Annotated in this window: 14 protein-coding genes and 1 pseudogene; 6 read left to right on the top strand and 9 right to left on the bottom strand. The window is 45.4% G+C overall.

Features of this window, described 5'->3' with window-relative positions:
* The first annotated feature begins 23 nt into the window (after positions 1–23).
* From DXA93_RS14205 to DXA93_RS14185, 5 genes are all read left to right on the top strand, one after another.
* Positions 24–1064 (top strand): DUF6076 domain-containing protein, encoded by a 1041-nt coding sequence (locus tag DXA93_RS14205; protein ID WP_119208613.1) that lies wholly within the window; start codon positions 24–26, stop codon positions 1062–1064.
* Between the two features lie 90 nt (positions 1065–1154).
* Complete coding sequence (locus DXA93_RS14200; protein ID WP_004850543.1) at positions 1155–1826, top strand: response regulator transcription factor; 672 nt, start codon at positions 1155–1157, stop codon at positions 1824–1826.
* Positions 1814–2923 carry a HAMP domain-containing sensor histidine kinase gene (locus tag DXA93_RS14195; protein WP_308796015.1) on the top strand — a complete coding sequence of 370 codons (1110 nt, stop codon included), beginning with the start codon at positions 1814–1816 and terminating at the stop codon, positions 2921–2923. Before DXA93_RS14200 ends, DXA93_RS14195 begins: the two co-directional genes overlap by 13 nt.
* A 61-nt stretch (positions 2924–2984) precedes the next feature.
* Positions 2985–3659 (top strand): ABC transporter ATP-binding protein, encoded by a 675-nt coding sequence (locus tag DXA93_RS14190; RefSeq protein ID WP_004850548.1) that lies wholly within the window; start codon positions 2985–2987, stop codon positions 3657–3659.
* A complete protein-coding gene (locus DXA93_RS14185; protein ID WP_004850550.1) occupies positions 3656–6136 on the top strand; it encodes an ABC transporter permease in 2481 nt (826 codons plus the stop codon). The genes DXA93_RS14190 and DXA93_RS14185 overlap by 4 nt, the downstream gene beginning before the upstream one ends.
* 134 nt (positions 6137–6270) lie before the next feature.
* On the opposite strand, the gene DXA93_RS14180 is transcribed toward DXA93_RS14185, so the two are convergent.
* From DXA93_RS14180 to DXA93_RS14165, 4 genes are all read right to left on the bottom strand, one after another.
* Entirely contained in the window at positions 6271–6537 is a 267-nt protein-coding gene (locus DXA93_RS14180; protein WP_046442306.1) for a helix-turn-helix transcriptional regulator, read from the bottom strand.
* A gap of 525 nt (positions 6538–7062) precedes the next feature.
* Positions 7063–7359, bottom strand: a complete 297-nt coding sequence (locus tag DXA93_RS14175; RefSeq protein ID WP_005927679.1) for a DUF3847 domain-containing protein — start codon at positions 7357–7359, stop codon at positions 7063–7065.
* Complete coding sequence (locus DXA93_RS14170) at positions 7352–7693, bottom strand: DeoR family transcriptional regulator (RefSeq protein ID WP_005927681.1); 342 nt, start codon at positions 7691–7693, stop codon at positions 7352–7354. The genes DXA93_RS14175 and DXA93_RS14170 overlap by 8 nt, the downstream gene beginning before the upstream one ends.
* On the bottom strand, positions 7690–7878 hold the full coding sequence (locus DXA93_RS14165; RefSeq protein ID WP_005927683.1) for a hypothetical protein: 189 nt from the start codon (positions 7876–7878) through the stop codon (positions 7690–7692). The genes DXA93_RS14170 and DXA93_RS14165 overlap by 4 nt, the downstream gene beginning before the upstream one ends.
* Positions 7879–8361: 483 nt before the next feature.
* On the opposite strand from DXA93_RS14165, the gene DXA93_RS14155 reads away from it, so the two are divergent.
* Complete coding sequence (locus DXA93_RS14155; RefSeq protein WP_005924756.1) at positions 8362–9168, top strand: helix-turn-helix domain-containing protein; 807 nt, start codon at positions 8362–8364, stop codon at positions 9166–9168.
* A gap of 61 nt (positions 9169–9229) precedes the next feature.
* Here the strand turns inward: DXA93_RS14155 and DXA93_RS14150 are convergent, their stop codons facing one another.
* The 5 genes and pseudogenes from DXA93_RS14150 to DXA93_RS14135 form a co-directional block, all read right to left on the bottom strand.
* Positions 9230–10192 carry a DUF3658 domain-containing protein gene (locus DXA93_RS14150; RefSeq protein ID WP_005927687.1) on the bottom strand — a complete coding sequence of 321 codons (963 nt, stop codon included), beginning with the start codon at positions 10190–10192 and terminating at the stop codon, positions 9230–9232.
* Between the two features lie 29 nt (positions 10193–10221).
* Positions 10222–10599 carry a TnpV protein gene (locus tag DXA93_RS14145; protein WP_005927690.1) on the bottom strand — a complete coding sequence of 126 codons (378 nt, stop codon included), beginning with the start codon at positions 10597–10599 and terminating at the stop codon, positions 10222–10224.
* Positions 10559–10831, bottom strand: a complete 273-nt coding sequence (locus tag DXA93_RS14140) for a helix-turn-helix domain-containing protein (RefSeq protein WP_002593556.1) — start codon at positions 10829–10831, stop codon at positions 10559–10561. The genes DXA93_RS14145 and DXA93_RS14140 overlap by 41 nt, the downstream gene beginning before the upstream one ends.
* Before the next feature lie 163 nt (positions 10832–10994).
* Positions 10995–11093 (bottom strand): annotated as a pseudogene (locus tag DXA93_RS20990) (Maff2 family mobile element protein); the annotation flags it as partial.
* Between the two features lie 21 nt (positions 11094–11114).
* Positions 11115–12725, bottom strand: coding sequence for a recombinase family protein (locus DXA93_RS14135; RefSeq protein WP_117962491.1), 1611 nt, complete (start codon positions 12723–12725; stop codon positions 11115–11117).
* Between the last annotated feature and the right edge of the window lies 1 nt (position 12726).

Here is a 12726-nt window from a genome sequence, read left to right as displayed (position 1 = left end):
ATAAACAAAGGCAGGGGATAGGGATGGAGAATCAATTTATACGGCATGAGCCATGTTTTGAAAGGATTTTGTTTGTCCTGACGCTGGACAGGAAGAAAATGAAAGAACGGATTTTGATTGGGGAAGAACAGCAGATCCGCTTCCGTTTGAACGGGAGCCAAAACGCAGAGGTGCTTTGTGATATGACACGCCCACTGGGAACTTTTTTGATAAACTTTGAGCGTGACACGGACAGAGACTGGAACTTATACGGGCTTTCTCCGCTGCGGCAAGCCCTCCACTCCAACCGATGGGAACAGCCGGAGCTGGAGCAGGCGGCAAGCGAATTTCTTTGGGAGAAATATCTTAGCAACGACCCTCTGAAAATGTATGTGGCGTTCCGTATCTGGAACAGCTATCTGCTTGCCAGAGAACCCCGTGACCGTAACGCTGCCTGTGACCGCTTCATGGATAAAATGAGCAGCCTGACCGGGGTATTCCATAACGAAACCATGATCTTTGACAGAGAAACAGGAAAACCGAAACATTTTCAAACTGGCAGCCTTTATTTCAAAGGCGCACCGTCAGAAGATACCCGGCTTGACCTCTGGTTCCCGGACAACCGGCGCACAGAAGAATGTGTGTCTGCCTATGCGTCCCTCTACCCGTTGATTACCTATTATCTGAACAGGCTGAATGACTGGGGGCTTTGCTTCCGGCGGTGCAAGGTTTGTGGAAAATATTTTCTGGCAAAGAGCCAGCGGTATGAGCTGTGCAGCGACAATTGCCGAAAAGCACAGGCGCTTCAAAACAAGCGGGAATTTGACGAGAGGGCAAGAGAAAATAACTATGACCTGCTTTATAAAAATGAATGCCAGAACTGGCGCAATAAGATCAACAAAGCGAAGAGGACAGCGGGATTCCCGGCTGACCAGCTGGAAGAAATGCTGACTGCTTTTGAAGCGTTCAAGAAAGAAGCATTGAAGAGAAAAAAGGCTGTAAAAGAAAAGACAGCCAGCCCGAAAGAATTTACGGACTGGCTGTATCAGCAGAGTAATATTATAATAAATTTATCAGTCTATTGATTTTATACTTTCCTGACGGCAAAAGTTTGAGCGTTTTTTGAGATTTGGCTGTTACGATAAATATTATGAATTGCAAATGGAGATGATAGCATGAAACAAAGGCTTCTTATTGTTGATGATGAACCGGGAATTGTAGATATGATGGCGAGTTATTTTTCTTCTCAATATGAGGTGTTGACCGCTTATTGCGGAAATGAAGCACTTCAAAAATTAGCAAGACAGCCCGATTTAATCCTGCTCGACATCAATATGCCGGACATAGACGGATTGACCCTTTGTCAGAAAATTCGGGAGCTTATTACTTGCCCCATTCTTTTTTTGACGGCAAGGGTCGAATCTGCCGATAAAATCATCGGCTTTCAGGCAGGTGCCGACGATTATATCATTAAGCCTTTTGATTTGGACGAATTAGGGGCGAGAGTTGCCGCACATCTGAGGAGGGAGCAGCGACACAGGAATAAAGCGACAATTCGCTTCTTTGGTGAACTGACGATTGATTATTCAGCCCGAACCGTCACAGTGGCGGGTGAACCTGTTGCTTTATCAAAAAGGGAATTTGATATTGTGGAGCTGCTTTCGCTGAATGCCGGACAGGTATTTGACCGGGAGCGTATTTATGAAACAGTGTGGGGACTTGACGGCGAGGGTAACAGTGATACTGTCATGGAACATATCAGGAAAATCCGGGCGAAGCTGGCTGCTTGTACGCTTCACAGTTATATTGATACAGTTTGGGGGTGTGGTTATCGGTGGAACGTCTGAAAAATATGGAATTAAAGAAAACTTTTCTCGTCCTATCTGCTTCCTGTGTTTTGGTGGCTCTCCTGATGTTAGGCTTAGTCTTTATGATATGCAATTCAATCAGCAGCAACTTTCCCTCCGGTGGAATAGAAATTTTAGCAGACGGTTCAATCGTTAAAATGGAAACCCCCACAGAGACCCAGCAAAATATATTGTCCATGCTTGGAATCATTCAAATTGTGTCCTGCATTGTTCTCCCTATGGGCGGGCTGGCTCTATCCGGCATATTATATTATCATATCAAATTGAAACAGCCGATCTCCACGCTACGGAATGGGATTTCACGGATTCGGAACCATGACCTTGACTTTTCTATGCCTGTCCATTCTGATGATGAATTGGGGCAGCTCTGCACCGCCTTTGATACTATGCGCGAAGAACTTCTGAAATCAAATCAGGAACTGTGGCGGCAGGCAGAAGAACGGAAAAGGCTAAATGCCGCCTTTTCCCATGACTTGCGCAATCCGATCACGGTCTTAAAGGGAACTATAAAATTACTGCGGCAGGGAACAGCAGATGAACAAGCCATTGACAGATTGGAAAGCTATACATTACGGATTGAACAGTATGCAGAAGCTATGAGTAGCATCCAACGATTAGAACAAATGCCGGTGCGGATAAACGAGTATTCCTATTCACTGCTACATTCTGAATTAGAGGAAACAGCAAAAATTCTTGCAGGAGCATTAGAACCGTCTGTTTCCGCACCTGATAAGGGGACAATACAATTAGATCATGGATTGGTTTTAACCGTTGCTGAAAATCTAATTGGAAATGCGGCTCGGTTTGCAAAGAGTAAAATTGAAATTCATTTGGAACGGAAAGGAAACTTCTTGCATCTATCAGTTACAGACGATGGGCCAGGCTATCCTGTGGAGTTAATACAAAGCGGCCCGAAACCGTTTGGAAAAATGAAAGAAGACTCCGCACACTTTGGTATGGGGCTATACAGCAGCCAGATACTATGTCTGAAGCATGGAGGAACACTTACACTGGAAAACAGCAAAAGTTATGGCGCAACGGCTACTGCTTCTTTCCAAATAAATCAGAAACCTTGAGCGTTTTTTGAGATTTCTGTTTTACACTCTCCTTATATTATAAACAAGGAGAGTGTTTTTTATGAACATTGAAGCAAAGGAACTATCGAAAATCTACGGCAGCGGCGAGAGCCGTGTCGTTGCGTTGGATAAAGTCAACCTTGAAATTGCATCCAGCGATTTTATTTCTATTATGGGACCATCTGGCAGCGGCAAAAGTACCTTGCTCCACCTGCTGTCTGGACTGGACAAGCCGACTTCCGGCAGTCTGACATACGATGGAAAAGACATTTATCGTTTTAATGACAAAGAACTGTCCTCATTTCGCCGTCGGCGCATCGGATTTATCTTTCAGCAATTCAATCTTCTCCCTGTGCTGACCGCAAAAGAAAACATCATCATGCCCCTGCTTCTGGACAAAAAGCAGCCGGACGAAGTATATCTAAATCAGCTTACGGATTTGTTAGGTATTCGTGAACGGCTGACCCATTTGCCCCATGAACTTTCCGGCGGTCAGCAACAGCGTGTAGCGATTGCCCGCGCCCTGATCGCAAAGCCGGATATTATTTTTGCTGACGAACCGACTGGAAATCTGGACAGCAAGAGCGGCGGCGAGGTTATGGAAATGCTGCAAAGCATATGGAAAAAGATGGGGAAAACGCTTGTTATCATCACTCACGACAGCCGCATTGCAAGAATGGCAGACCGGCAATTTGTAATTGTGGACGGTGTTCTTTCGGAGGTGACAGCAAGATGAAATCTTATTTAGCTCTTGCATGGAAAGAACTGAAAGCACAGAAAATCACGGCAATCCTGATCTTGGTTGCAGTTATCATGTCCACGATTATGACGACAGTGATCGGTCAGTCTATTGGTATATTGCAATCCATGCGTATTCAGCAGGCGGCGGGTCTGAACGGAAACCGTTATGCAACCTTTCATCAGCTTGGCAAGGAACAAGCGCAAAAGCTGCATGAAGATGATCGCCTATATGATGTAGGCGATACGATCTTTATCGGCAGCACACCATTAGGCAACAGTAGTTTATCTTTATATCTTCGGGAATATCACGATAACGCATTATCTATGTACCCGGCAATCGGAAACGTAAAAGAGGGACGATTACCAGAGGAAGCGATTGAGATTGCCCTGTCGGAGGATGCGCTTCAATATCTTGGATTGGACGCTGTAATTGGCGATACCGTTTCTCTGGATTTGAGTGTTTCCGTTATGGATGGATCGCTGTCAGAGTTAGAATATTCTGCTGATTTTGTATTGACGGGCATTCTGGAAAGCAGCTATATCGGCTACGCATCTGGTACGGTTGAGGGGATTGTCGGTGAGGGAACCGCAGAAGAACTGTTGCCAGAAGAGTATCTGCTTTATTCCACAGATTTTAAGACTTATGACAAGCAAAATTTTCAAAGCATCATTTATGCTCTCGCAGAAGATTTGAACGTGGATGAACGGTATATCCAATATAACTGGGTTTTGCTTGACGCTATTGGTATTTCCTATGATGAAGCGGCAGACAGCGATACCGGTACGGGATTTTCATTTATGACTGCGGCGTGTATTTTGGTGGGTGTTCTGGTCTTGCTGGCGGCTGGGCTGGTAATCTACAACATTCTGAAAATCTCTATCACAAAACGCATCAAAGAATACGGAACACTTCGTGCGATTGGTGGAGAACGAGGGCAAATCTATCGTTTGGTTTCTTTGCAGCTTTTGATTCTCTGTGGAGCCGGTATTCCTATCGGATTGCTGCTCGGTATATTGTCGGCAAAAGGTGTATTGATTGCGGCTACGGGGCTTCTCAATCCCGATCTGTTCATGGCAAACAGCACTTCCGAATTGAACTCTGCAATCAACACCGCCAGTACGGTAAAACTACCGATGCTCTTTGCCAGTATCGCAGTCATACTTCTGTTTGCTCTGCTGGCTGCCTTTCCTGCTGCCCGGTACGCATCCCATGTATCTCCTACTGTTGCTATGTCGGGGCAGACTGTGAAAATCAAACGCAGGATAAAAAGGAACCGCAACATCCGTAATTTTGAAGCCTATTATGCAAGGCTCAACCTAAAACGAGGGCGTGGAAGAACAGCAGTTACCATTCTGTCTTTGGTTATGAGTATTACCGTATTTGTTGCCTTGCAGAGCTTTACAGGGCTGCTTGATGCCAGCAGTTCCGTTCAGGACATGTATTTCAGCGACTATGCAGTTACAAATGAAACCGTTGGCATCCCATCAGAAGCCGTAAAAACATTAGCGGAAAATGACGCAGTAGAAAGTGTTTCCACTACACGGCTTTCTGTATTTATGCCAGGTGCCGGTGATATACTGCCCTTTGAAACTGATCTTTCCGTACAGAGCCATGAAACCTTGCAGCTTGTAAATGTGGATGAAGCACAATTACAAATCTATGCTCCTAACTTGTCTGCTCAGGATAAACAGGCTTTGAAAGATGGAACAGGCTGCCTTGTAAAAAATCCCATTGCCTTTTCTTATGGAGATACAACTGTTCAGCAGACTGATCTTACCGTAGGTGATACCATTCAACTGGGAGACAGAACACTTCCTGTATTAGGATTGATCGATACAGCAATCACAATCAATAATGATGGCTTTACGAATGGTGTTCAACTCATCGTGAATGACGAAATATACTGTTCACTGCTCGGAAACGACAGTTATTCAGAAGTCTATCCTACATTACAGGATAACGCCGATACAGATACCTTTGAAAGCTGGTTGGATAGCTGGTGCAGCAATTATCCAGGAACACATTGGCTTTCCTATCTCCAAAGCAGCAATGAGATGATAGAAAGCTTTGAACAGATCAAAATGCTGTGCTGGGTGCTTATCATCTTTATCGGTATCATTGGCATCCTGAACATCATCAATACCGTTTACAGCAATATTCATACTCGTGTCGGTGAAATCGGGATGCAGCGGGCTATTGGAATGAGTGCCGCAAGCCTTTATAAAACATTTCTGTGGGAGGGCGCTTATTACGGTATCATTGCGTCAGTGATTGGAGCAGTGTTTGGCTATGTCTGCTGTATCTTTGTCGGAGCAGCACAGACCGATGCTTTACAGCTTGTCGCTGTTCCGGTTATGGCGATTGTGGAAGCTGCGATTATTTCTATTGTGGCCTGCCTGCTTGCAACGGCAATTCCTCTGCGTTCTATTGCAAGAATGAGCATTGTGGATTCTATTGAGACTGTTGAATAATATCAAAAACGACAATTAAAACAAGAAATCCCCCATAAAGCAAACCTTGTTGCTTATGGGGGATTTCTGTATGTTCTTTTGGGGTGTGCTAAGTCCCGTATAAGCGTGGTGTTGTTATGTTTGGTGTGGTATCTTTAACTATGGGAAACTCCATTTTCCCATTTTGAAACAGCCTGCCTGCTAACACCAATCGTTTCAGCAACAAATTCCTGCGTCATTTTGCACTGTGTTCTGTGTACTTTGAGTGCTTCACCCAACGATTTCCTCACTACGGATTTTTCCTGCCGTACATCTTTTGAATGGATATATTTGAGTAATGCACGAACAATAAGGGTAAGCAAACCAACAAAGATACATAAGAAAATTATTCCAACGATTATCATAAATACGGTTACTTTCATTTGACCACCTCCTAATGTTGCTGTTGGCTTCATTTCTCTGTACGGATATATTTAAGCAATGCACGAATAACAAGGATAAGCAAGCCGACAAAGATACATGAGAAAACTATTCCGACTACAATCATAATGATGTTTACTAACATTTGGATGACCTCCTTTCTTTGTTGGCTTTATTCTATCTGAATTACCGTGTTGCTACCACCAACTATCAAGCAATTATCAGTTGCATATCGGTTGCACAATGATAGCGTTCTGTTTTTTGACCTTATTATACTAAATTACCGTAGATAAGGATAGCTCGACTGATAAAACTTGCTGGACGGGAACAGCTTGCAGCGCAAGGTGTTTCCGGGCGGCAAGTCCACAAAAGGGTAGCTGGCGACAGCCAGCGCAGGGGAAGCGTAGCGTCCCCTGTATGATTTGGAGCAGACCATGACTGCGGAAAATCACAGCCCTCCGGCGAGGAGCCTTCGGAGAACGCAATGCACCAACCTTTGGGTGGTGTATAATTGCGCCCTTAGTAAACTAAGGGGGTTCCGGCATCTCCCGTTCCAGCAGTTTTTTCAATAGTTCCTGCGTGTCCTGTCTGTGAAAAATGAGTTTCAACAACAGCATGACATCATCATCTGTCAGGCGTTCCGGCTCTTGCAGAAAACTTTCCAGCATACCGCCACGGGTACAGAGCCGGTGCGTCCGTTCCTTTCGGGTAAGCTGTTTCAACTGGTGCTGCAATGCCTTTTCATCATTGATGGCTTTCCGCAGTTTCTTTTCGCTTTTTTCCAACTCCCGATTGAGTTTTTCCAGCTTTGAGGTATCAGGCAAGGGCAGCGTCCTCCTTTCCCGGTATCAGCACATAAATCCGGTTTGGTTCTCCAATGCCCTGACGCACCCGCATGATAAGTCCGGCAGTTTCCAGTTCATTCAGAGAACGCTTGACCGTCATGGAGCTGCGGGACAGGACTGCGGCAATGGCTGTGACAGGGAAGCAGACAAAGAGGATTCCGTTCTCGTCCTCCTGCCCTTTGGAGAGCATAGCGTCCAGCATCCGGCAGTACATGACCTTTGCGGTGCTGCTGACTGGAAATCCTGTCAACGCTCTGGGAAAAGGCATACAGGGCGGCAATGGTGTGTCTATCGTCATAAATTCAAAATTCATTCTGTGTGTTCCTCCTTTTTCTTTGCTCGTTTGGATAAATAACAGGGGCAGTCAATCACAACCGCCCGGAAGCTCTGCTTGCACCCATGCTGGCATTTCCGGCATAATTCGTTGTAAGTGACACGCCCCCGGTCATTGAGGTAAAAGGAAAGCTCATACTTCCTCTTTTTGCTCATTCTCGGCATATTGCGCTTCCTCCCGTTTTAGTGTATGGTTTCGGGGCGATTTTCGGTAAAATTACAGCCATAGAGCCGCTTAAAATCTCCCGAAGTATCAGCGATAGGGTAGACTGTCCCCCTATCAGATTGTTGTGTTTCGGTATCATTTCGGTGTCAGTTCGCCAGTTCTCCCCGGTGTCGTTCCTCCCCTGAATCTCACAGCGGCGTATCGCTCCCTTTGGTACGCTCGTTTTGGTCAGGGTTCCTCCATATCCCTGCCAAAATTCATGGCGCTACATCGCCGGGGAAGCATATCCCACACAGGCTGGTCATTCGATTGGAATAATCCATCGATGAACTACCTGTATCATAGAACATTTTTGTGCCCTGTGCCGTATGTCCACAAAGTAGGAATTAAGGGTAAAAATCAGAAATTTCCACGATTACGGAAAGTGTGATATAATCCAGATAAGCGGCAGCAATGAAACCGTTGGAAAGGAGCGTGTGCCCATGAAAGGAGCAACAAGCATACAGGAACGCCTTTGGGAACTCCGCAAGGACAAAGGCTTAAATCTGGAAGAACTATCAAAACTAACGGGTATTTCTAAATCAGCCCTTGGCAGTTATGAAAAAGAAGATTTTAAGGAAATCAATCATGGCAACCTTATCACGCTGGCAGACTTCTATGGGGTTTCCGTCGATTATCTGCTGTGCCGGACAGAGAACAGGGAGCAGATCAACACGCCACTGACGGAGCTGCATTTGAACGATGAAATGGTTGCACTTCTGAAAAGCGGTCGGATCAACAACCGTCTGCTCTGCGAACTTGCCACCCATAAGGACTTTATCAAGTTTCTTGCGGACATTGAGATTTATGTGGATGGGATTGCCACCATGCAGATTCAAAACCTCAACACCCTTGTCGATACTGTCCGACATGAAATCATAGAACGGTATCGCCCTGGCGAAGATGACCCACATTTGAAAGTGCTGCAAGCCGCCCATATCAGTGATGATGAATATTTCAGCCACATGGTTCTGGATGACCTAAACCTGATTATCCGGGATATTCGGGAAACCCATAAAAAGGATAGTGAGAGTGCGCCCCAGACCACTGTTGCCAATGAACTGAAAGAAAATCTGGAAGCGGTCGAAAATTTCAAGGGCAGCCGTTTGGAAAAACTGGCAGTGCTTTACTGCAAGCAGCTCGGTATCAACTATAAAAATCTGTCAGATGAAGAATTTCGCTGGCTTATTCGGATTCTCCAAAAATCAAAGAAAACGGGAACGCCTATCAACCAGAGGAAAAAACGGTAAAGGAAAACCGCTGTTGCATGGTTTGTTGGATTCCATGTAGCAGCGGTTTGTGCTGTGGTTATTACTTCATTCGTTTTCTTAATATTCGGCGATAATTTGTTTCTCCCTTTGGTGCGTCCTGTATAATTTCCAACACACCATCTTCAAGCATTTTATCAATGCGATTGGAAATCCATACATCACTAATTCCAAGTTGATATTTTCCTAAAACATTACCTATGACAATAGCCATTTTGAATTGCTCTGGCTGTTCCGCAATTTCACGAAGAATGAAACTATCATATATATCTTCTGAAACGCTTTGCAATTTACCATTTAACATTGCACGCAAAGGTGCATTTTCATTTTGAAGTTGATTCCATTTCATAGCACAAGCTGAAAGAAATACAGGATTAGCTTTCTCTTGTAGAGTTATATAGTTTCCCCATTCGCCAGGAGAGACCTCGCCCCATGCTATTTTGGATGTCATAGTATTTTCTTTTCCATATTCCCATGTAGGTAACTTAACCAAATAAATTGTTGTCTGGCAGTTTAAGGGTTGAAGTTGTTTCATAAGCCAATACATACCACAAAGCTCATCTGGATTATAGCTATACCAAATGCGAATTTCTTCCCCAGCTACATATCGTTCAATCACTGAGGTCAATGTAGTTTTAATTTTCTGTATTTTTTCTTCAACCTGATAATCTAAATCCTCTACAAAGCAGACAGACAGCATTTTCTTGAAAACATTTTTCCGCTGTTCGCCAATTCCATTATCAGAAATATCTCCCACACTAAGAGCCATATCAAAACAATAAACATCACAGCTCTTGCCTCCCAATGGAATAGCATTCTCCCAAGCAATGCGTTCTTGTTCCTGTGCTTGAAGCTGTGCTTTTTTCATTTCATCTGAAGATGGAACACTCCCGTCTTCATGCCTCATAAATATTGAAACAGCACTTCCTCTATACTTTCCCTTGCCGTAAGTTTGGGCAATTTTCAAACTTCCACAGGCACTTTCACCAAATACAATTTCAATCATCTTATATACCTCCGATTTAATTGCTCCCGTTATGAATAAATCATCTCATGCAAAACAATTTCTTCTGCCCGGTTATGAATGTTATTGCAACGCTGCACCCATTCCATTTGGTGGGTACGCTTCAATTCCTCGGTTACGCCCTCGGCAGTTTTCATCTGCTCCATGATGGTGTCTAACCGTTCCTGTGCCTGTTCGTTCAGGTCTGCAAGATATGTCCACAATTCCCCGGTCAGTATCAATGTATTCAATCTGGCTGGGTGGACTTCCCTTAAATATTCCCGGTGCATCCGTCCGTACTTTCCGATAGGGCGGTGTTCCTCCGGCAGTTTCAAGTCCGGGATGTAATAATCTCCGACAAGGATATAATCAATTCCGTTTTCCGTTATTCTTGGTTTCAATTCGCTCATGTTCCTTACCTCCTGTGGAAGCAGGCTCGTCTGGTACTAACTCAATCACATCGGTAATCTCACAATTCAGCGTTTCGCAGATACGGGCTAATGTATCCATGCTGATGTGCTTTCCCTCTTTGCTCATGTTGGCAATCATATTTGTTGTCATACCAGCGGCAAGCCTTAAATCCTCTTTTCTCATATCACGCTCTAACAGTGTGTGCCAGAGTGGCTTATAGCTGATGTGCATATTGTTTTCCTGCCTTTCTATCTATACCACCGGGGCGGCTGCCCCGGCAGGAACTTTTCTCTTATTATAGCACCAATCTTGTGAAATCACAATTTATTCTTGTAGCCTGCCGCTGATACCGTCTGGATTGTGCTTTTCCTTTCGTTTTTTGTTCCAACTAATTAGCCATGAACTGCTTCATGCCCTGGCTCTTTACTGATGTGCGATAAAGAAGTAATAGAAGTGTAAAAAATTTTGCCGTTCCTATCCGGCACTTGCGCATTGTGTCGGATAGGTCGGGCGGTTATTCGGGCAAGTCCACCTTGCCAACAAAAGAATAATAAATCTCAATGTCCTGTCTGCGGGTCTTGTTCTCGTCATAGCTGCACTCATGCACAACGATTTTCTCTACAAACTCCCGCAGCAGAGTAGGGGTAAGTTCTTCAAAGCTGGTATGCCGCCGGACAACATTCATAAACTTTTCTGCGTTCACGGTGGCTTCCTGTGCTTTGGAAAGCTCCGCTTGGATAGCAGCGGCTCTTTCTTTCAGCTCCCGTTGTTCTGCTTCATAGTCTGCCGACAGTTCTGTGAAACGCTCGTCTGATATGCGCCCGGTCACGCTGTCCTCATACAGCCGCTTGAAGATAGCGGATAACTCGGCTATGCGTTTCTCGGCGGCTTCCAGTTCCTTTTTCTTGGCGGCGTTCCTGCGTTTGCCCCCGTCCTCGTTCTGCTCAATCAAGAGTTTCATAAACCGGGCTTCATGCTTTGCCGCATAGCTGGTCACTTTCCGCAGATTGGAGAGTACACCAGCGGTCAAGAGGTCGGTGCGGATAAAGTGCGCCGTACAGTCATGGGTGCGTTTCTTGTAGTTGCCGCAGATATAACAGTCCTGCTTGCGCTTGTCCGTCTGGTATCGCTGCTGATACATCACGCTGCCGCAGTCCGCACAGAACAGTATGCCGGAGAACAAACCCACTTCATCATAGCGGTTTGGGCGTTTGCGCTGTTTGCGAAGCTCCTGCACCCGTTCCCATGTCTGGGTGTCTATGATAGGCTCGTGGTGGTTCTCGAAAATCACTTGCTTTTCCGGGGGATTTTCTACACTGTGCTTGACTTTGTAAGAAAGTTTTTCTGTCTTGAAATTTACCAGACAGCCTGTGTATTCCCGGTTTTCAAGGATATGCACTACGGTATTGGTCGCCCACTTGCACTCATAGCCGGGGTGGTAGCGGCGGGTGCTGCCCGTCCTGCGGTATTCAAGCGTTCCCGGCGTGGGGATTTGCTGCTCTGTGAGCATACGGGCTATCTTGGTCGGACCATTCCCGGCAAGACAGAGGTTGTATATCTGCTTGACTACGGGTGCAGCTTCCTCGTCAATGATGAAATTTTCGTCCTCGTCCATGAGGTAGCCATACACAGGCTTGCTTGTGATGGGCTTGCCACTCATGCCTTTTGAGCGTTTTACCGCCCGTATTTTCTTGCTCGTATCTCTCACCAGCCATTCGTTAAAGATATTCCGCAGCGGGGCAAAGTCATTGTCGCCCTGTGCGCTGTCCACTCCGTCATTGATAGCGATGAAGCGGACGCCTTTCTGTGGGAAAATCATTTCCGTGTACATTCCCACTTGCAGGTAGTTTCGCCCTAACCTCGACATATCCTTTACGATAACTGTCCCGACTTTTCCGGCTTCAATGTCCGCAAGCATGGCTTGAAAACCGGGTCTTTGAAAGTTCGCACCAGAATAACCGTCGTCCGTGTACCAGCGCAGATTGGAAAAGCCGTTCTGCTTCGCATAGGTTTCAAGGATACGCTTCTGATTGGAAATGGAATTGCTCTCGCCTTGCAGCTCGTCCTCATGGGAAAGTCTTGGGTAAAGGGCGGTAATTGGTTGTTGGTTGGTCTGTCTTAACATA

It is taken from the genome of Blautia sp. OF09-25XD (assembly GCF_003482095.1).
Lineage (GTDB): Bacteria > Bacillota > Clostridia > Lachnospirales > Lachnospiraceae > Fusicatenibacter > Fusicatenibacter saccharivorans.
This window is presented reverse-complemented; position numbering and strand designations above follow the sequence as displayed.

Coding starts and splice junctions, on each gene's coding strand:
- DXA93_RS14205 (WP_119208613.1), top strand. CDS start 24: ATGGAGAATCAATTTATACGGCATGAGCCATGTTTTGAAAGGATTTTG.
- DXA93_RS14200 (WP_004850543.1), top strand. CDS start 1,155: ATGAAACAAAGGCTTCTTATTGTTGATGATGAACCGGGAATTGTAGAT.
- DXA93_RS14190 (WP_004850548.1), top strand. CDS start 2,985: ATGAACATTGAAGCAAAGGAACTATCGAAAATCTACGGCAGCGGCGAG.
- DXA93_RS14185 (WP_004850550.1), top strand. CDS start 3,656: ATGAAATCTTATTTAGCTCTTGCATGGAAAGAACTGAAAGCACAGAAA.
- DXA93_RS14180 (WP_046442306.1), bottom strand. CDS start 6,537: ATGAAAGTAACCGTATTTATGATAATCGTTGGAATAATTTTCTTATGT.
- DXA93_RS14170 (WP_005927681.1), bottom strand. CDS start 7,693: ATGAATTTTGAATTTATGACGATAGACACACCATTGCCGCCCTGTATG.
- DXA93_RS14165 (WP_005927683.1), bottom strand. CDS start 7,878: ATGCCGAGAATGAGCAAAAAGAGGAAGTATGAGCTTTCCTTTTACCTC.
- DXA93_RS14155 (WP_005924756.1), top strand. CDS start 8,362: ATGAAAGGAGCAACAAGCATACAGGAACGCCTTTGGGAACTCCGCAAG.
- DXA93_RS14150 (WP_005927687.1), bottom strand. CDS start 10,192: ATGATTGAAATTGTATTTGGTGAAAGTGCCTGTGGAAGTTTGAAAATT.
- DXA93_RS14145 (WP_005927690.1), bottom strand. CDS start 10,599: ATGAGCGAATTGAAACCAAGAATAACGGAAAACGGAATTGATTATATC.
- DXA93_RS14140 (WP_002593556.1), bottom strand. CDS start 10,831: ATGCACATCAGCTATAAGCCACTCTGGCACACACTGTTAGAGCGTGAT.
- DXA93_RS14135 (WP_117962491.1), bottom strand. CDS start 12,725: ATGTTAAGACAGACCAACCAACAACCAATTACCGCCCTTTACCCAAGA.